Source organism: Geothrix paludis, from assembly GCF_022808815.1.
GTDB classification, from domain to species: domain Bacteria; phylum Acidobacteriota; class Holophagae; order Holophagales; family Holophagaceae; genus Geothrix; species Geothrix paludis.
The window spans coordinates 196940-213417 of the sequence record NZ_JAKZLC010000001.1; the positions used below are offsets into that span (position 1 = coordinate 196940).

General features: G+C 68.3%; 14 protein-coding genes and 1 tRNA gene. 5 read left to right on the forward strand and 10 right to left on the reverse strand.

Going from position 1 to position 16478, the window contains the following annotated elements; all coding sequences use genetic code 11:
- Positions 1–47: 47 nt before the first annotated feature.
- Positions 48–992, reverse strand: coding sequence for a tRNA epoxyqueuosine(34) reductase QueG (gene queG / locus MLE64_RS00915; protein ID WP_243314815.1), 945 nt, complete (start codon positions 990–992; stop codon positions 48–50).
- Between the two features lie 123 nt (positions 993–1115).
- Between queG and pgsA the strand changes: the two genes are divergently transcribed.
- Genes pgsA through MLE64_RS00930 form a run of 3 tightly spaced genes read left to right on the forward strand, consistent with a single transcriptional unit; the run spans position 1116 to position 3133 of the window.
- A complete protein-coding gene (gene pgsA / locus MLE64_RS00920) occupies positions 1116–1769 on the forward strand; it encodes a CDP-diacylglycerol--glycerol-3-phosphate 3-phosphatidyltransferase (RefSeq protein WP_243314817.1) in 654 nt (217 codons plus the stop codon).
- A complete protein-coding gene (locus MLE64_RS00925; RefSeq protein ID WP_243314820.1) occupies positions 1770–2408 on the forward strand; it encodes a DUF502 domain-containing protein in 639 nt (212 codons plus the stop codon).
- Positions 2405–3133 (forward strand): SDR family NAD(P)-dependent oxidoreductase, encoded by a 729-nt coding sequence (locus MLE64_RS00930; RefSeq protein WP_243314822.1) that lies wholly within the window; start codon positions 2405–2407, stop codon positions 3131–3133. The genes MLE64_RS00925 and MLE64_RS00930 overlap by 4 nt, the downstream gene beginning before the upstream one ends.
- Positions 3134–3374: 241 nt before the next feature.
- Here the strand turns inward: MLE64_RS00930 and MLE64_RS00935 are convergent, their stop codons facing one another.
- Positions 3375–4598 carry an MFS transporter gene (locus MLE64_RS00935; protein ID WP_243314824.1) on the reverse strand — a complete coding sequence of 408 codons (1224 nt, stop codon included), beginning with the start codon at positions 4596–4598 and terminating at the stop codon, positions 3375–3377.
- 60 nt (positions 4599–4658) lie between these two features.
- On the opposite strand from MLE64_RS00935, the gene MLE64_RS00940 reads away from it, so the two are divergent.
- Both MLE64_RS00940 and MLE64_RS00945 read left to right on the forward strand, forming a co-directional pair.
- Positions 4659–5891 carry an FAD-dependent oxidoreductase gene (locus MLE64_RS00940; protein WP_243314826.1) on the forward strand — a complete coding sequence of 411 codons (1233 nt, stop codon included), beginning with the start codon at positions 4659–4661 and terminating at the stop codon, positions 5889–5891.
- Positions 5892–5908: 17 nt separating this feature from the next.
- Positions 5909–5985, forward strand: a tRNA-Arg gene (locus MLE64_RS00945).
- 716 nt (positions 5986–6701) lie between these two features.
- On the opposite strand, the gene MLE64_RS00950 is transcribed toward MLE64_RS00945, so the two are convergent.
- The 8 genes from MLE64_RS00950 to MLE64_RS00985 form a co-directional block, all read right to left on the reverse strand.
- Positions 6702–7232: a hypothetical protein gene (locus MLE64_RS00950; RefSeq protein WP_243314828.1), complete on the reverse strand. Its 531-nt coding sequence runs from the start codon at positions 7230–7232 to the stop codon at positions 6702–6704.
- A 16-nt stretch (positions 7233–7248) separates the two neighbouring features.
- Complete coding sequence (locus MLE64_RS00955) at positions 7249–8289, reverse strand: AraC family transcriptional regulator (protein ID WP_243314830.1); 1041 nt, start codon at positions 8287–8289, stop codon at positions 7249–7251.
- A gap of 25 nt (positions 8290–8314) precedes the next feature.
- Positions 8315–9076, reverse strand: a complete 762-nt coding sequence (locus MLE64_RS00960; protein ID WP_243314832.1) for an SDR family NAD(P)-dependent oxidoreductase — start codon at positions 9074–9076, stop codon at positions 8315–8317.
- 1092 nt (positions 9077–10168) lie between these two features.
- Positions 10169–11404 (reverse strand): (Fe-S)-binding protein, encoded by a 1236-nt coding sequence (locus tag MLE64_RS00965; protein WP_243314834.1) that lies wholly within the window; start codon positions 11402–11404, stop codon positions 10169–10171.
- Entirely contained in the window at positions 11398–12801 is a 1404-nt protein-coding gene (locus MLE64_RS00970) for an FAD-binding oxidoreductase (protein ID WP_243314836.1), read from the reverse strand. The genes MLE64_RS00965 and MLE64_RS00970 overlap by 7 nt, the downstream gene beginning before the upstream one ends.
- A 4-nt stretch (positions 12802–12805) precedes the next feature.
- Positions 12806–14209, reverse strand: a complete 1404-nt coding sequence (locus tag MLE64_RS00975; RefSeq protein ID WP_243314838.1) for an SLC13 family permease — start codon at positions 14207–14209, stop codon at positions 12806–12808.
- A 132-nt stretch (positions 14210–14341) separates the two neighbouring features.
- Positions 14342–15085: a LytR/AlgR family response regulator transcription factor gene (locus MLE64_RS00980; protein WP_243314839.1), complete on the reverse strand. Its 744-nt coding sequence runs from the start codon at positions 15083–15085 to the stop codon at positions 14342–14344.
- A complete protein-coding gene (locus MLE64_RS00985; protein WP_243314841.1) occupies positions 15082–16362 on the reverse strand; it encodes a LytS/YhcK type 5TM receptor domain-containing protein in 1281 nt (426 codons plus the stop codon). Before MLE64_RS00985 ends, MLE64_RS00980 begins: the two co-directional genes overlap by 4 nt.
- Between the last annotated feature and the right edge of the window lie 116 nt (positions 16363–16478).

The following is a 16478-nucleotide window of genomic DNA, read 5'->3' on the forward strand; positions in this document are numbered from 1 at the left end:
CGGAAGTTTGTTTATAGGAAAAAAAGCCAAGCATTACCAATGAAAATTCACGGGTTCAGAATTCTGGCCAGGGTCGCTCGCCAGTGGCGGTCCCGGACGCGCCTCAGGGCGGTCCGCCGGGTGAGTTTCCGCCACTGGGCCGCGCCCCGGGGAAGATCCCCCGCCGGGCGGGTGTGGAGGGGACTGGGGCCGCCCCAGAGGGCCGGATCCCCCCAGACCGGAGCCCGGTTCCAGGGGCAGGCCTCCTGGCAGACGTCGCAGCCCGCCGCCCAGCGGCTCGAAGCCAGGACGGCGGCGATATCCGGGGGCGGCTCGGTCTCGGTCTCGATGGTGTAGGTGGTGAGGCAGCGGGCGGGATCCAGGCGGAAGGCCGAGAGGGCCTGGCTGGGGCAGGCCTCCAGGCAGGCAGTGCAGGTGCCGCACTGCTGGGTTCCGAAGGGCTCGTCCGGGGGTAGCTCCACGGACAGCAGCAGCGCCCCCAGGAAGCCCCAGGAGCCGTCCTTCTCCACGATGAGGAGTGTGTGCTTGCCCTGCCAGCCCAGGCCCGCCCGGGCCGCCAGCTGCCGCTCCAGCAGGGGGGCTGTATCCACGCAGACCCGACCCTCCAGCCCTGGCCAGCGGGCCTGGGCCGCTTCCAGGAGGCGGGCCAGCCGTGGCTTGAGGATCATGTGGTAGTCGGGGCCCCAGAGGTAGCGGCTGAGCTTGAGGCTGTCGGGGGCCGCGCCGGGGACGGCGTCGGGCCGGGCGTAGGGGAAGAAACCCACCAGGGCCGTGCGGGCCTGGGGCCAGAGGGCCCGTGGATCCAGGAGGGTGGCCGGGTCCAGGTAGGGAAGCAGGGAACCCCCGCCCTCCTGGAACCAGGCCTGGAGATGCCCCTCCTCATCCCGGAAGGGGCCGCAGGCGGCGAACCCCGTCCGGGCGAACCCGGCGGCCAGGGCCTCGGATCGAAGCCAATCCCTGAATGCCAGCGGTTCCGGCGGTTCGACTGGCACGCGGCGGTCTCCTCCCGGAGATATCCTCGCCCCCGGATCCCCGGATGTCACGGCCTTCCGGGCCCGGGCGGCGGCTGCCTCCGGGAAAAGGCGGTAGGCTGGATGCGGAGCCGAACGCCCGCCATGAACCTGCCCAACGTCCTGTCGCTCGCGCGGATCCTCATGGTCCCTGTCCTGGTTGTGGTGCTCATGACCAAAGTGACGAACCACGAGGTCATCGGGGTGCTGGTGTTCTGGGCGGCCTCCATCACGGACGCCCTGGACGGCTACTTCGCCCGGCGCTGGAAGCAGGTGACCACCCTCGGCAAGCTGCTGGATCCGCTGGCGGACAAGCTGCTGGTGTCCGGGGCCCTGATCTCCCTGGTGGAGCTGAACCTGGCGCCGGCCTGGATGACCTTCATCATCCTGGCCAGGGAGTTCGCCGTGACGGGCCTGCGCGGGATCGCCAGCGAGGAAGGCCACACCATCCCGGCCGGCGCCATCGGCAAGTGGAAGATGGGCTTCCAGGTGGCGGCCATCTCCTGCCTCATCCTCGGTCCCAGGCTCGACTACTGGCTCTACGAGTGGACCCACAAGGACATCTTCCACCTCTTCATCCAGCTCAACCGGCCCTACAGCTTCTTCTGGGGCATGGGCGTGCTGCTGCTCTGGGGCGCCGTCATCCTCGCCATCTGGAGCGCCATCTCCTACTTCCACGGCTTCTGGAAGGTGGTGGGGCCCAGCATCATGGCTGAGGACGGCCGCCTGACTGGAAACAAGGACACCGAAGGACACTGAATGATCCGCAAGTACCTCCTCGCAGGTCTCTTCACCTTGCTGCCCCTCGTCGTGACGCTCTGGATCCTCAAGGGCATCTTCACGGCCCTGGTGGGCATCTCGCGGGAACCGCTCACCTGGGTGGCCCACCTGACCCACATGCCGGACCCGCCCACCTGGGCGCTGGCCGCGCTTTCCGCCCTGGTCACCGTCCTGCTGCTGCTGGTGGTGGGCGCCCTGATGGGCAACTTCATCGGCCGCCAGCTGCTGGGCTGGATGGATGAGTTGATGATGTCCCTTCCCGTGGTGAAGACCGTCTACGGCGCCACCCGGCAGCTCATGGGCGCCATCCAATCGGGGCAGGGGGGCAGCTTCAAGGAAGTGGTGATCGTGGAGTGGCCCCATCCCGGGTCCCACACCCTCGGCTTCGTGGCCAGCCGGGACTGCTCCTGGGCCATCCCGGGAGGGCAGAACCTGATCGCGGTCTACATCCCCACCGCCCCCAACCCCACCTCGGGCTACGTGGTGATGATCGAGGCCTCCAAGGTGCAGCCGGCGGACCTCAGCGCCGACCAGGCCCTGACCTGGGCCATCAGCGGCGGCGTGGTGACTCCGCCCCGTCCGGGGACGGGCTCCTTCCGGATGCCGGGGAAGTCGTGAGCGCCCTCCAGGGGCGGCGCCTCCTCGTCACCGGCGCCGGCAGCGGCATCGGACGCGCGGCGGCACGGCTCTTCCGGGATCGTGGCGCGGACCTGATCCTGGCGGGCCGACGCCTGGACACGCTGCGGGAGACGCTTCCCGACGCGGTCCACGTGGTGCTCGATCACACCGACGACGCGGCCGTGGCCGCCTTCGCCCGCGAGTGCCCGGAGCTGGACGGGATGTTCCTGAACGCCGGCGGGTTGCTGCTGGGCTCCGTGGAATCCACGTCAGCGGCCGACTTCGACGCCGCGATCGCGGTGAACCTGCGGGGCCCCTGGCTCATGGCCCACCACCTGGGCCCACGGGTGAAACCTGGCGGCAGCGTGGTGCTGGTGGGCTCCAACATCGGCCTCCGGGCCATCCCGGACAGTGCCGCCTACAGCGTGGCCAAGGCCGGCGTTCACATGCTGGCCAAGGTGCTGGCCCTGGAGTGGGCGCCCCGGCGCATCCGCTGCAACGCCATCGCTCCGGGCCCGGTGCGCACGGACATGGTGGAGGCCCGTCTGGCCGCCAGCATGGATCCCGACGGCGACCTGGCCGCGCTGTCGGCCGTGAATCCCCTGAAGCGCCTGGGCACCGAACTCGAAGTGGCCGCCCTGGCGGCGCACCTGCTGGGATCCGAGAGCGGGTGGACGACGGGGTGTGTGATTCCGATTGATGGAGGTGCCGACGCGGTCTATTAGGCCCGCTGGCCAGGTGATGCTCAGCAGGGCGGGGCCCCCGCTCGGAAGGCTGCCGCGCAGCCTCCGCTCGCGACCCGCCTCCGCTTCGCGATGGCGGAGCCGACGCGGTCTACTAAGCCCGCTGGCCAGGTGATGCTCAACGGTGCGGGGGCCCCGCTCGGGAGGCTGCCGGTGCAGCCTCCGCTCGCGACCCGCATCCGCTTCGCGATGGAGGAGCTGACGCCGTTTACTGAGGCGTGGCCTACTCCACGAAATCCAGGTCCCGCCCGTGGGTCTCGGCCATGCCCCACAGGGAGACCAGGGCCAGGGCGAAGCAGACGCCGCCCACGGTCCAGGCGGAGCCGATGTAGCCCAGGTGGCCCCGCAGCATGACGAAGCTGCTGGTGATGAGGGGCACGGCGCCCCGCACGAAGTTGGGCACGGTGGTGGCCACGGTGGAGCGGAGGTTGGTGCCGAACTGCTCGGCGGCGATGGTGACGAAGACCGCCCAGTAGCCGGTGGCCAGGCCCAGGAAGCCGGCCAGGGCGTAGAAGGCGGCCGGCGTGAGCCCGTGCAGGGTGAGGTAGACGGCCACGCCGGCCAGGGCCCCGAGGATGAAGAGCAGCACCACCTTCTTCCGGCTGCCCCACACCTGGCTGAGGATGCCGGAGGCCAGGCTGCCCAGGGTGATCCCGCTGTAGCAGAAGGCTACGGCCGTGCCCGCGCTCACCGGGCCCTTCACCCCGATCTTGGGGGCGAACTCCGGCGCGGAAGTGATGAGGATGGCCACCACGAACCAGGTGGGCAGGCCGATGAGGATGCAGCGCAGGTAGCGCAGGAACCGCTCGCCCTTCGTGAACAGGCTGAAGAAGTCTCCCCGCTTGACGTTCTGGTGGCCGAGGTCGCGGAACATGCCGCTCTCCCGGAGGCCGAAGCGGGTGGCCAGCAACAGCAGGCCCAGGCCGCCCCCGGCGAGGTAGGCCACGCGCCAGGGCAGGTACTTGCCCACCAGGCTGGCGGTCACGGTCCCGAAGATCCCCACGCCCGCCACGATGGCCGTGCCGTAGGCCCGCAGGTCCGTGGGCAGGATCTCGCTCACCAGGGTCACCGCAGCGCCCAGCTCGCCCGCCAGCCCGAGACCCGCCAGGAAGCGCCACACCGCGTAGGCGGGGATGCCGTGGACGAAGGCGTTGGCGATGTTGGCCACGGAATAGAGGGCGATGCTGCCGAACAGGGTGCTCAGGCGGCCCTTCTTGTCTCCCAGCACGCCCCAGAGGATGCCGCCCAGCAGCATGCCCACCATCTGCGCGTTGAGCAGCAGGAAGGTGGCCGATACCTGCGCGTCGCCCTGGGGCACGCCCAGAGCCGTGAGGCTGGGCTGGCGCACGATGGGGAAGAGGAGCAGGTCGAACATGTCGACGAAATACCCCAGGGCGGCCACGAGGACCGTGAGGTTCAGGATGGCGCGAAGTCTCGTCTGGGTCATGGAGGCCATTGAACCATACGAATCCTGGTGGAATCCCGGCACACTGCTTCCGAGGTGAACATGTCGGATATGGCCTGGCCCGCCCCACCCGAGGGATCCTGCGCGCTCCCCGCCCGCCTGGAGGTGGAGGTGGCCATCCTGGGCGCGGGCATCCATGGCGCGGCCCTGGCCCGGGAGTTGACGCTCCGCGGCGTGTCCTGCGCCCTCGTGGACCGCGGCGAGGTGGGCGGCGGCACCAGCCAGTGGTCCAGTCAGCTCCTGCACGGCGGCATCCGCTACATGCTCACGGGCGACATCCGCCAGATGCGCGAGGGCCTGGCCGAGCGCGCGACCTGGGCCCGCATCGCCCCCCAGCGCTGCCGGTGGGAGGCCTTCTGGATGCCGCACCGGACGCGGCTGGAGGGTCTCGCCCATCGCGTGGGCATCGGCCTCTATGACTTCTGGGGCTCCGAGCGGCCCGGCTGGCCCGCGGACCTGCGCCTCGGGCGCGTGCCTCGGCCGGATTTCCTGATCGATCCGCGGGCCACCCTAGGTCCCTTCCGCGGGGCCACGGCCTACGCGGACCTCATGACCTGGGACCGGGACCTGACGAAGGATCTGGCGGCCTCCAGCGAGGCGCTGCTCCTGGATTTCCACGAGGCGGACCGGTTCGATCAGGACAGCGACGGCCTGAAGCTCCTCCACCTCGTGGATCGCCGGGACGGTTCCCAGCGGCAGCTCGCGGCCCGCCGCTGGGTGTTCGCCCTGGGGCCATGGACGGACGGCGCCATGGCGCGCTGGTTCGGCGAGACGCGGAAGCGGCTGCGACTGTCCGCCGGCATCCACCTCTGGTTCGACGCGGTGCCCGGTTGCGAGCGGCCCTGGGCCATCCGGCGACCCAAGGGGCGCATCCTCTTCGTGATCCCCCGGGACGGCATGCTCCAGGTGGGCACCACGGAGCGGGAGGTGGCGGACGGTTGGGTGCCCATCCTGGAAGCCGAGCGGGAGGAACTCTTCGGCGCCCTGGAGGCCAACCTGCCCATCCTCCCCTGGCGCGAGATGCCCGTCCGGGCCGAGGAGCTGGGCGTGCGGCCGCTGGTGGCGGCCCGGGGCGCCACGACCCACCTCAGCCGGGAGGCGGTGCTTGAGCGCCACGCTCAGTTCCAGAACCTCACCATGGTGCTCGGCGGCAAGCTCACCACCGCCCGCGCCCTCATGGACCGCCTGGCCACCGACCTCACCGGCCGCCCCTGCGACGGCTCCCGCACCGCGCCCCTGCGCCTTTGGGATGGACAGCCGGCGCAGATCCGGTAGAATCATTCTTTCAGTGCGGTCCCGTAGCTCAGCTGGATAGAGCATCAGACTACGAATCTGAGGGTCGGGCGTTCGAGTCGCTCCGGGACCACCACTCAATGCAACACTTAGGCCCAGGCAATTAACCTGGGCCTAATTCGTTTTATACATCCAAGCAACAAAGGGCCGAAGAAACCCCGAGGCTGGCATCTGCAATTCGTTCCCTACCTGCCTCTAACCGAGGCCTGTAGAGAGCTGAGGTGGAGGAAATTGAAGACGGGGATTCCTCGCGACTGGAGGCGTACACACAGTGGACCGTCCGTAGTGATCACCAGGCATCGCAAGGCTTTCAAGGTGGCGATCCCGCTGTCGGTCAACCCAAGGTCCATGAATGCTGGGTCCGACCTGACACCGCCCGTGCGGATCTGCTGGTGGAGCTGCGCCAGATCATCGAGGCCAAGGGCGTGGAGGCCGTGGAGCGGCTCGATGAGATGCTCAAGCCCCCCAATGCAAAGCGATGCCCCATCGGGTTCCAATGGTCGCCTCCGCTTCCTCGGAGCGACTCGGAGCGAACGACCTCTATCGAGAACCAACCCTGAGGACTTGGCAGGAGAGGGCGGAGGTTGTGGGCGTAGGTCTCGGAACGAAGCATCCCGACCAACAGGAGGTGGAGGCGGCGGGATTCCTGAAGGTGCCATGCCTCCAGGGTCTGCATGGTGTGGGGTCCGCCGCCTTGGTCTCCTCGATGAATTCAGGCCGACCGTCCATCACGGCTACCAGATCCTCAAGGTCATTGTTCCGGTAACAGTCGCTCGCACCACTCCTGTGGATTCAACTCTGGGCTGCGCTTGAACCATGCCATACCTGCTGAAGGTAGGCCCGAGCCCTGGCTTCCGAGTAGTGGTCGATGGTCAGTTGGGCCGCGGCGATCAGCAGCACGCCGACGGCACTCCCCATCACCCACCCACGTGAGATCCAGGCCGCAGCAGCCAGGGCGATCGCCCCCAGGATCAAGGAGGCGTACCGGTATGCCGGGTATTTCGAGATGACCACCTCGATGCGATCGGATTCACGGGCGGCCACCCCTTCGGCGGAACCGGCCTGCAGTTCCTCCAGCAGGACGACCTGGTGCGCCCGGTCCCGCAGCAGGAGCGAGGTGGCCGCGCCCGAGAAGAGCAGCACCCCGGCCAGGACGGCGAGCCCGAAGCCGCGGGCGAAGCCATCCCTGAAGTGAATGAACAGCCCCGCTGCCAGGATCAGCATCGCGAGCGAACCGGCGAGGATGGCCAGCATCTCGCCCTTCTCCCCGTCGAAATACCGTTGGATGGCCTGGGACAACTGGAGGACCCTCGCGTCGTTCATCGTTCCACTCCTTTCATCAATGGCCCGGGGACGGCCCCAGGCGGTCGTGCTCGACCCGCGAACTGCGGGATCTCCAGATGGCGGGCGTCGTCCCCTCCCAGTGCCGGAAGGCGCGGTAGAAGGACGGCGCGTCCTCGTAGCCGAGGAGGTAGACGATCTCCTTCAGGTCCAGCCCGGGATCTCCCAGGTATTCCTGGGCCAGTTCCCGGCGGGCCTGGGAGAGCAGGTCCCGGAAGGTGCTCCCCTCCTCCGTGATGCGCCTCTGCAGCGTCCGCCCGCTCATGCCCAGCTCCTTCGCCACGGCTTCGATCTCCGGTCTTCCGGCGGACAGGAACTGGCGCAGGAGCCTCCTGACCTGTTCGGAAGCCGTCGCCTTGGGCGAAGGGACCTTCGAGGCCAGCTCCAGTTGCGGCGTGAGCATCTCCACCAGTTCCGCGTTGTAGGAGGCGAAGGGGAGGTCCAGATCCTCCCGGCGGAAGACGAGGCGGTTTCCAGTGGACCGGAAGCGCACGGGGCATCCGTAGAACTCGCGCTGCGCCTCGGACCTACCACCGTCTCGCTTCAGCTCCACGCGAACGGGCCGCAGCTCCGTCCGGGTTCCCTTCCGCGCCAGCTCGACGAGGGAGCTGAAAGTGGCATCCACCAGAAGCCCGGGGACCTCGCGATCCGCGTGGACCCACTCCGGCTCGACCACGCAGGTGTCGCCATCCTCGGTGACATGGAGCAGTTCCGGCGCGCACAGGTGCTTGAACCGGGCCACGCGGGCCAGGGCGTCCCGGAGGTCGCGGGCGTGGTAGGCCGCGATGAGGGAGGGCGGAAGCTGCGAAGGGTCGATCCTCGTGACGAGCTTGATCCCGGCGGCGGGATCGGCCGTGAGCTGGCCGATGGCCTGCCAAAGACCGAAGAACTGCTCCGTGGTGAGGGCACTCCCCTTGGCCACCAGGGCCGCGGGCAGCCGGGCCTGGCGGAGCGCCTCCGCCGGGCGGATGCCCAAGGCCGTCAGCCCGATCCAGGTGGCCTGCGGGATCTTGACCTGGTCTGCACTCTGGATGGCCATGGGGAACCTCCCGTAGATCGGACGTCTACTTGGCCTGGAAGCCGCCGTCGATGTTCATGATGTGGCCGGTCACGAAGGAAGCCTCGTCGGAAAGCAGCCAGCAGATGGCGCGGGCGACCTCCTCGGGCCTGCCCATCCGCTGCATGGGGTGAATGGCCGCGATGGCAGATGTGTCGTAAACCCCGAGGGCGATGGAGGCGTCGATGATGTCGGTGTGGATGGCGCCCGGGGCGACGGCGTTGATCCGGACGTTCTGGGTGGCGTGGTCGAGCGCGGCGCTCTTGGTCAAGCCAACGACGGCGTGCTTGGTGGCGGCATAGGTGCCGGTCCAGGGAATCCCGTTGAGCCCGGCGATGGAGGCCAGGTTCACGATGGAGCCGTGCCCCTGTGCGAGCATCTGCCGGATCTCGAGCTTCATGCAGTGGTAAAGCCCGAGCACGTTCGTCTCCAGCATCGCCCGGAAGGCCTGGGTGTCGGAATCCGCCAGGGTCTTGGACTCCGTGTTGATGCCCGCATTGTTCACGGCCATGTCCAGGCGTCCATGCCGGGACAGGATGTCGGAGAACATGCTAGCGACTGCTTCCTCGTCGCTCACGTCGTTCTGGACGAAGAAGGCGTCGCCGCCACTCCCGGCAGCCGCCGCCCGGATCTCGGCCACGGCCTCCTCTCCGACGTCGCTGCGGCGTCCGCTGATGTAGACGATGGCGCCCTTGGCGGCAAGGATCTTGGCGGTCTCCTTGCCGATTCCGGTGGCGCCGCCGGTGATGAGGGCTACGGGCTGGGTCATGCTGGCCTCCTGGGTGAGTGGGCGGGTGTCGCCCCATGGACCCAAGCGTAAGGAGAATACCCCTTCGACGCCTTATCCTAAGGCGCCAACACTATTGCAAAGTGCGCCAACCTCATTCCTTTGACCCAGGATACAAGGTTCCCAACAAGGGCCTCAATCCAGGCCATGTGAGGTTCTCTCCTTGGGCCACTGGGTTGATCGGTCTGGTATGAGATCGACTACATCAGAAGCTCCCATTGGACTTACGTTTACATTTGGGGACATCTGCCTGACAGGGAAGAGTCCGGCCACTTGCGCGACTAGGCTTTCAGTATTTCAAAAATCGATGTTATGACTCTCTTGTGGTCGGGGCGAAATGATTTGAGCCTTCGATCCTTGGCTCCCAAAGTCTTACTTGCTCACTTCCTTCCTCTTTCAATGGATGGTCTTCCAGGCTTCGTTGCTGGATATCGGGACAAGCTTGTTTCGATAGGCCGAGATAGCTGCAGCACCTCAAGCGGCACTACACAGCCAGAACCGTTCTGCGGGCTATGGAGATAAGCGATTCCGCGGACCGTTGCTCCTCCGCAGTCAGGGGCAGCCCGGCTTTCATCTCCTGACCAGGGGAAGTAGCTCTAGCGCCTGGATGAGTCAGCAAGACTCAAAGAAGAAGGCTGATGCTGCCGAATACAGAGAACACCACATCCTTTCAGCCAAGGATGAACCTGACACTTACGTGAACGAGCTCATGAGCACGTTGCTCTAAGTCGAGTCGGGTAGGGATATTCCTGGCCGGTACCCCTATCGAAAATTGTTCTCAAATCCTGTTGGGACCTTACCAATTCTGCTGTGTCAGCTTGGGCTATAGGCTAGCTAGGCATATATGTAAATTTTTCGCTGTCTATGGCAACCTCACTGATCACCTATTCCTCGTTGCTTGTAGGGATAGACTCCCCCTCGCCCACCGTCGCCTCCCACGGTTGAGTGACCCTGCGTAGAACCCGGGGGTGGAGATCAGGCATCGCTCGCTCGGAAGGCGGGATTCTCCTCCAAGCCTTCGGCCGGGACACGACCGATTCGGCGAAGGTGTCCCGGCCCGAGCAGCCGTGCGGCTCAGATGACCTGGCTGATGTGCATCGCCTGGAACGCCCCGCCGCTCTGCTCGGCGGCACGGGTCAGCTGGATCAGGCAGCCGGGGCAGGCGGTGACGACGACCTGGGCTCCGGTTCCCTGGATGTCCTCCTGCTTGCGCCGGAGGATGGCCTCGGCCGCGCGGGGGTGCTCCAGGTGGAAGCTGCCGGAGCCGCCGCAGCAGCGCTCCTTCTCCTTCAGCTCGATCAGCTTTCCGGCCTGCTCCAGGAGCTGCCGGGGCTGGCGGCGGATCCCCTGGCCCCGGGCCAGGTGGCAGGGGTCGTGGTAGGTGAAGGTGGCTCCGGGAAGCGCCTGGGGGCGGTAGCCGGCCGCGGCGAGGTACTCCGTCAGGTCCATGACCTTGGCGGAGAATCGCGCGGCCCGGTCCTCCCAGACGGAGTCCCCCGCGAACCACGAGGCCAGGTGCTTGAGAGTTCCGCTGCAGCTGGCGCAGTCGGTCACCACCAGGTCCGCACCCTCGAAGGCCCGGATGTTCTCCTGTGCCAGCTCGAGGAACGCCTCGCGCTGTCCGTGGGCGAGGTGGGGCAGGCCGCAGCAGGGATGGTCCGGCCGCTGGAAGGGCGAGAGCTGGGCGAGGATCCGCTGGGTGCTTCGGGAGGCATCCGGGAAGAGCAGCTTCATGCCGCAGCCCTGGAAGTAGGCGACTTTGGCGCCGGGATGGAGGGCTGGTTCCGGTCTCGGAGCGGGGGCGCCCAGCAGGGCGGGGCCCGCGTGCTTCTCAAGGTAGGCCTGCCGGGAGGTCTCCCGGGGCACCAGCTGGGACGGCAGCAGGCGGTGGAGCCCCACGGCCCGCAGTCCCGCGAGGGCGGCGGCACCCAGGCCGACCATCCTCCGGCGGCGGAGCACCCGGCCGATCCAGCGGCTGCGGAGCGGGGTGCTGCCCAGCGTGTCAGCGAGGGCCTGGCGGACCTGCAGCATGGCCTCGTCCGTGGGGACCTTGCCGGGGCAGGCGTCCGTGCAGGCCCGGCACAGGAGGCAGAACTCCAGGGCCTCCTGGGCTTCCCGGTCGGGCGGGATGAGGCCCTCGGCCAGCCCCCGCACGAGGGCGTTCTTGCCCCGGGCGCTGGCCCGCTCCACATCCTGGACCTGGAACAGCGGGCAGACCGGCAGGCAGGTGCCACAGCGGTCGCAGCCCAGCACCTTCCCCCGGGCGGACGCGAAGGGCCCCGGGCCGGCCTTCGTGGTGGCGGTCACCATATTTTCCCCGGGTTGAGGAGCCCCAGGGGATCCAGGGCCCGCTTGACGGCCCGGTGCGTCTCCAGGCTCACGGGCCCTACGGCGTCGGCGAAGTAGGGCCGCTTGGTGATGCCGATGCCGTGCTCTCCGGACAGGGTTCCCCCCAGGTCCAGGGCGGCCTGGAAGATGCCGTCCACCGCCCGGTGGGCCCGGGCCGCCTGGTCGGGGTCGGCGAGGTCGCAGAGCACGGAGGGGTGGAGGTTACCGTCCCCGGCGTGCCCGAACACGGGGATTGGGAGCCCGCTGGAGGCCGAGATGGCGTTGATGCGTCGCACGACTTCGGGGAAGGCGCTGCGGGGCACGGAGATGTCCTCGCCGAGCCGGTTCGGGGCCATGGCCGCCACGGCGGAGCTGAGGCCCCGGCGCTCGGCCCAGATCGCCTCGGTCTCCTCCCGGGAGGCCGCGGAACGGAAGGCGATGCGCCCGGTTCTGTCGGTGATGGCCTCGATCCGCCTGGACTGGGCTTCCAGGGCCTCGGGGCCGTCTCCATCAATCTCCAGGATGAGGCAGGCGCCGGCTCCCTCCTCCACCTGGGTGTTCCGGGCCCGGGCCACCGCTTCCAGGCAGGTGGCGTCCATGATTTCGGCGGCGGATGGGGTGACCCCGTCCAGCAGCATCTCCTGCACGGCGGCGCAGGCCTCGTCCATGGTGCGGAAGACCACCCGGAGGACGCCCCGGGCCTTCGGCAGGGGACGGAGGCGGAAGAGGGCCCGGGAGACGATGCCCAAGGTTCCCTCCGAGCCCACGAACAGGCCCGTGAGGTCGTAGCCGGTGACGTTCTTCACGGCCTTGCCCCCGGTCTCGAGGATCGAGCCGTCCGCCAGGACCACCTCCAGGCCCATCACATAGTCCCGGGTCACCCCGTACTTCACGGCCCGCATGCCGCCGGCGTTCTCGGCGACATTGCCCCCCAGCGTGGAGAACTTCCAGCTGCCGGGGTCCGGGGGGAAGAACAGCCCGTGGCGGGCGCAGTGGTCGTGGAGGTCCACGGTGCGCACGCCGGGCTCGGCGCTCACCATCATGTTGGCGGTATCCAGCTCCAGGATGGAGGTCATGCGGTCCAGGGAGAGGACGATCCCCCCTTGCAGCGGTACGGACCCGCCGGTGCGGCCGCTGGCGGCCCCCCGTGGCGTGACGGGGATGCGCCGCTCATGGGCGAGGGCCATGACCCTGCTGATCTCGGCGGTGGTCCGGGGGCGCACCACGGCCTGGGGCATGGTGTTCCGGTCCAGGGCCAGGAAGGAGGCGTCGTAGGAGTACCCGAAGACTTCCAGGGGCGACTCGATGACGTGCTCGCGGCCCACGGCGTCGCGGAACCCGTCCAGCACCTCCGGTTCGAATGCGGTGAAGGTCGTCATGGGATCACCGCGTCAGGCCGAGCCAGTACCAGTAGGTCAGGGCGACCAGGGACATGAAGGTGGCCGCCAGCACACTCATGACGGCGCCCGTGCGGATCATCTCCCGGGAGGTGACATGGCCGCTGCCCATGGCGACCGCGTTGGGCATGTTGGTGACGGGCAGCAGGTACTGGTGCTGCATGTTCATGCCGAGGACGAGGGCGAAGGCCATGGGGTCCACGCCGATGGCCAGGGCGTGGGCGATGACGATGGGCGTGAGGGCCGTGGTCTTCGGGCCGCCCCCCGTGAAGAAGATCTGGAGGGCCGTCACGACCCAGATGAGGATGATCACCTGCATGACATGGGGCATCCCGGCGATGGGACCCAGGAAGACGCCCGCCATCCACTTGGCCGCGCCAGAGGATGCCAGGGCCGTCCCCAGGGAGAGGCCCGCCCCGTAGAGGACGAACACGTTCCAGGGCACCCGGGTCTGGGCTTCCTTCCACTTCATGATGCCCTTGCCCGGCCAGAGCAGGGCGATGACGGAGGCCGCTCCCACGAGGACGACGTTCACCTTGTGGAAGGCGTCCGTGGCCCAGAGGAGGAGCGTCAGAAGGAAGACCGCCAGGGTGTACTTCTCGGCAGCCGAGAAGGGACCGAGGGCCTCGAGCTCTTTCTGGATGTAGTCGGCGCCGCCGCTGGCGGCTTCGGATTCGGGGGGCCACATCCAGCGGATCACGAACACGCTGAGGAACGCCAGCAGGAAGGCCGGCATGCCGCCCACCTTCAGCCAGTAGGACCAGGAGACGGCGCGCTTCGTGGCCGCCTCGATGAGGCCCGCCGTGATGGGGTTGCCCACGTGGGCCGTGAGCACGCCCAGGCTCATCATCGTGCCGCTCATGGCCACGATGAACATCAGGGCCTTCATGGTGTTGCTCTTCCCGGGCTCGGCCTTCACCGCCTGGCCGATGCCGAGGATGATCGGAAGCATCAGCAGGGTGCGGGCCGTGATGGAGGGCACCAGGAAGGTCATGACCGCCATCACCAGGGCCACCGCCCAGTAGATGCGGATGATGCTGCCTCCCGCCCGGGCCACGAGCCAGAGGGCCACCCGCTTGGAGAAGCCGGACTTCTCCATGGCCCCGGCCATGATGAAGCCGATCACGATGAGCCAGAGCGCGGTGTTGGAATACCCGCCGAACGCCGCCGCCAGGGGGACCGCGTTCAGAACCGCCAGCAGGAACACGATCACGAGGCCGCTGAGGGCATCCTCCAGCGCTTCCGTGACCCACACCACGATGGCGAAGACCGCCACGGCGATGGAGGCCTTGCCCTGAGGGCTGAGCCCCTTGACGGCGGGCGTCAGCCACAGGATCGCGGCGAGCAGCGCGAACGCGGCCACCAGCGATGCGATTTTCCTTGGACCCATGTCCATCCTCCTCGTCGGTGCGCAATCGGGCCCCTCGGCCCGCCACAGGCATCAGATCGCGACAAGGGGGTCAAGAAAATGCCCCGGGCGACGAACGGCCCTCAGGCGCCTACGAGCGGCCCCATGGATGGCTCAAAGGTGGAAGTGGGTCCGGATCCGGTCGGCGTAGGCCCGGCCCACCGGCACCTCGACGGCCTTCTGGTCCCGGGGGGCACGGAGCTTCAGCAGGTAGCCGTGGTTGAACCAGGGCGTGAGCTGCTGGACCTGGTCGAGGTTCACGATGAAGTTGCGATGGCACCGCATGAACATCCGGGGATCGAGCTGTTCCTCCAGGTCCCGCAGACTGGCGCGGATGGGCCACTGGCGGCCGTCGAGGGTCTCGACGAGCACTTCCCGCTCCCGTGCCAGCACCAGGCGGATATCGGACACGGGAACCACTTCCAGGCTGGCCCCGTGCTCCACCAGGAGGGTGCGGGCCCAGGGCTCGCGGTCCAGGTGCGGGGCCGGGGCCGGCTGCGGTAGCACCCGCTCCGCCACCCGCCGGAGATCGCTGGCGTCGAAGGGCTTGAGCAGGTAGTCCACGGCCTTCACCGAGAAGGCCTCCAGTGCGAAGGAGGCGTGGGCGGTCACGAAGACCACCCGGGGAGGCTTCGGGAGGGACAGGAGGCGTCGCGCGACCTCCAGTCCATCCATGCCCGGCATGTCCACGTCCAAGAAGACCAGGTCGGCGCCTTCCGCCTCGAGGAAGGCCAGGGCCGAGGGGCCATCGTGGTACACGCCCACCACCCAGGCCCAGCCCTGCTCCTCGAGCAGGCACTTGAGCTCCCCGCAGATGAGCGGCTCGTCGTCCACGAGGACGGCCTTGAGTCGCTTCATGGGACCTCCTCGCTCAGGGGCAGGTCCAGGGTAGCCAGCGTTCCGGCGCCCTCCCCGACCCGCGAGAGCGTCAGCCCCGCGGGATCGCCACACAATAGCTCGAGGCGGCGCTGCAGGTTCCGCAGTCCGCTGCCTTCCCCGTAGCCTTTGGGCTCCCGGCGGTTGATCTGATCCAGCCGGTCCTGGGGGAGGCCCAGCCCGTCATCCTCGACGCGGATGAGCAGCCGTCCACCCTCGCGCCTGGCCGTCACCGCCACTTGGCCGCCCTCCGGCCGGGGGCCGATCCCGTGCTTGATGGCGTTCTCCACCAGGACCTGGACGGAGAACACGGGCACCAGGACGCGGGACAGGGCCGGGTCCACCTCGATCCGGCTGGCGATCCGGGGGCCGAAGCGGGCCTTCTCGATGCCCAGGTAGAGCTCGACCGACTTCAGCTCTTCGGCCAGTGGAATCTGCTCCTCGCGGCGGTGCAGGGACCTCCGCAGGAACTCCGAGAGATGCTTGACGATCTCCCGCGCCCGGTCGGGGCTGGTGCGGGTCAGGGCGCCGATGGTGGCCAGGGTGTTGAAGAGGAAGTGCGGGTTCACCTGGGCCCGGAGGGCCTGGAGTTCCGCCTGGACCTGGAGCGCCTGGGTGCGGGCGTCGGCCGTGGCCTTCTCCTGCTCCCGGTACACGTCCTTCACCACCAGGAGGAAGATGGCCACCGCGGTGGCGTTCGCCAGGAGGGTGGGCACGGCGATGGTCTTCTCGAGCTTCCAGGCCATGTCGAAGGGCTTGGACAAGGTCAGGATGCAGGCCTTCAGCACCAGCTCCCCCGCCACGCCCGTGAGGAAGGCCACGGGAACGGTGACCCGCCGATAGCCCAGCCCGGTCTGGACCCAGCCACCCACGAGGCCCGCCAGCACGTTCGCCACGAGGGCGGCCAGGGCCGTGTAGCCGCCCATGCCATAGCGGACGAGGCCGCCCAAGATGCCGGACCCGGCCCCCACCCAGGGCCCGCCGATCAGCCCGCCGGCGATGGGCCCGACGATGCGTGTGTTCGCGAGGGCCCCGTGGATGGGCAGCCCGAGGAAGTTGCCGAGGATCGAGAACAGGCCGAAGACCAGGATGAGCACCAGCGTGTCCAGGCGCCGGGAGCGGGTCCCCGTGAGGGCGCGGCGCACCGCGCTCAGGCGGGTCACGAAATACGCGCCCATGCCGTTGAGGGCCAGGTTGCGGAGGATGTCCCACAGCAGCTTGCCTTCGAACGGACCCCACGAGAAGTTCGTCCAATCCATCATCCACTCAAGTATCCACCGCCCTGCCGGCCCGACCAAGGGCGCGGGACGCCCTCAGTGGGATCTTCCTTCAGGGCTGCACCACCTCCATATCCACGAAGGGCGAGTGGGTGGGA

Excerpts from the sequence above, each read along its gene's own strand:
- MLE64_RS00980 (WP_243314839.1), bottom strand. The coding sequence starts at position 15,085 with ATGAAGCGACTCAAGGCCGTCCTCGTGGACGACGAGCCGCTCATCTGC.
- MLE64_RS00955 (WP_243314830.1), bottom strand. The coding sequence starts at position 8,289 with ATGGCCATCCAGAGTGCAGACCAGGTCAAGATCCCGCAGGCCACCTGG.
- MLE64_RS00940 (WP_243314826.1), top strand. The coding sequence starts at position 4,659 with ATGTCGGATATGGCCTGGCCCGCCCCACCCGAGGGATCCTGCGCGCTC.
- MLE64_RS00985 (WP_243314841.1), bottom strand. The coding sequence starts at position 16,362 with ATGGATTGGACGAACTTCTCGTGGGGTCCGTTCGAAGGCAAGCTGCTG.
- MLE64_RS00965 (WP_243314834.1), bottom strand. The coding sequence starts at position 11,404 with ATGGTGACCGCCACCACGAAGGCCGGCCCGGGGCCCTTCGCGTCCGCC.
- MLE64_RS00935 (WP_243314824.1), bottom strand. The coding sequence starts at position 4,598 with ATGACCCAGACGAGACTTCGCGCCATCCTGAACCTCACGGTCCTCGTG.
- MLE64_RS00925 (WP_243314820.1), top strand. The coding sequence starts at position 1,770 with ATGATCCGCAAGTACCTCCTCGCAGGTCTCTTCACCTTGCTGCCCCTC.
- pgsA (WP_243314817.1), top strand. The coding sequence starts at position 1,116 with ATGAACCTGCCCAACGTCCTGTCGCTCGCGCGGATCCTCATGGTCCCT.
- MLE64_RS00970 (WP_243314836.1), bottom strand. The coding sequence starts at position 12,801 with ATGACGACCTTCACCGCATTCGAACCGGAGGTGCTGGACGGGTTCCGC.
- MLE64_RS00975 (WP_243314838.1), bottom strand. The coding sequence starts at position 14,209 with ATGGGTCCAAGGAAAATCGCATCGCTGGTGGCCGCGTTCGCGCTGCTC.
- MLE64_RS00960 (WP_243314832.1), bottom strand. The coding sequence starts at position 9,076 with ATGACCCAGCCCGTAGCCCTCATCACCGGCGGCGCCACCGGAATCGGC.
- MLE64_RS00950 (WP_243314828.1), bottom strand. The coding sequence starts at position 7,232 with ATGAACGACGCGAGGGTCCTCCAGTTGTCCCAGGCCATCCAACGGTAT.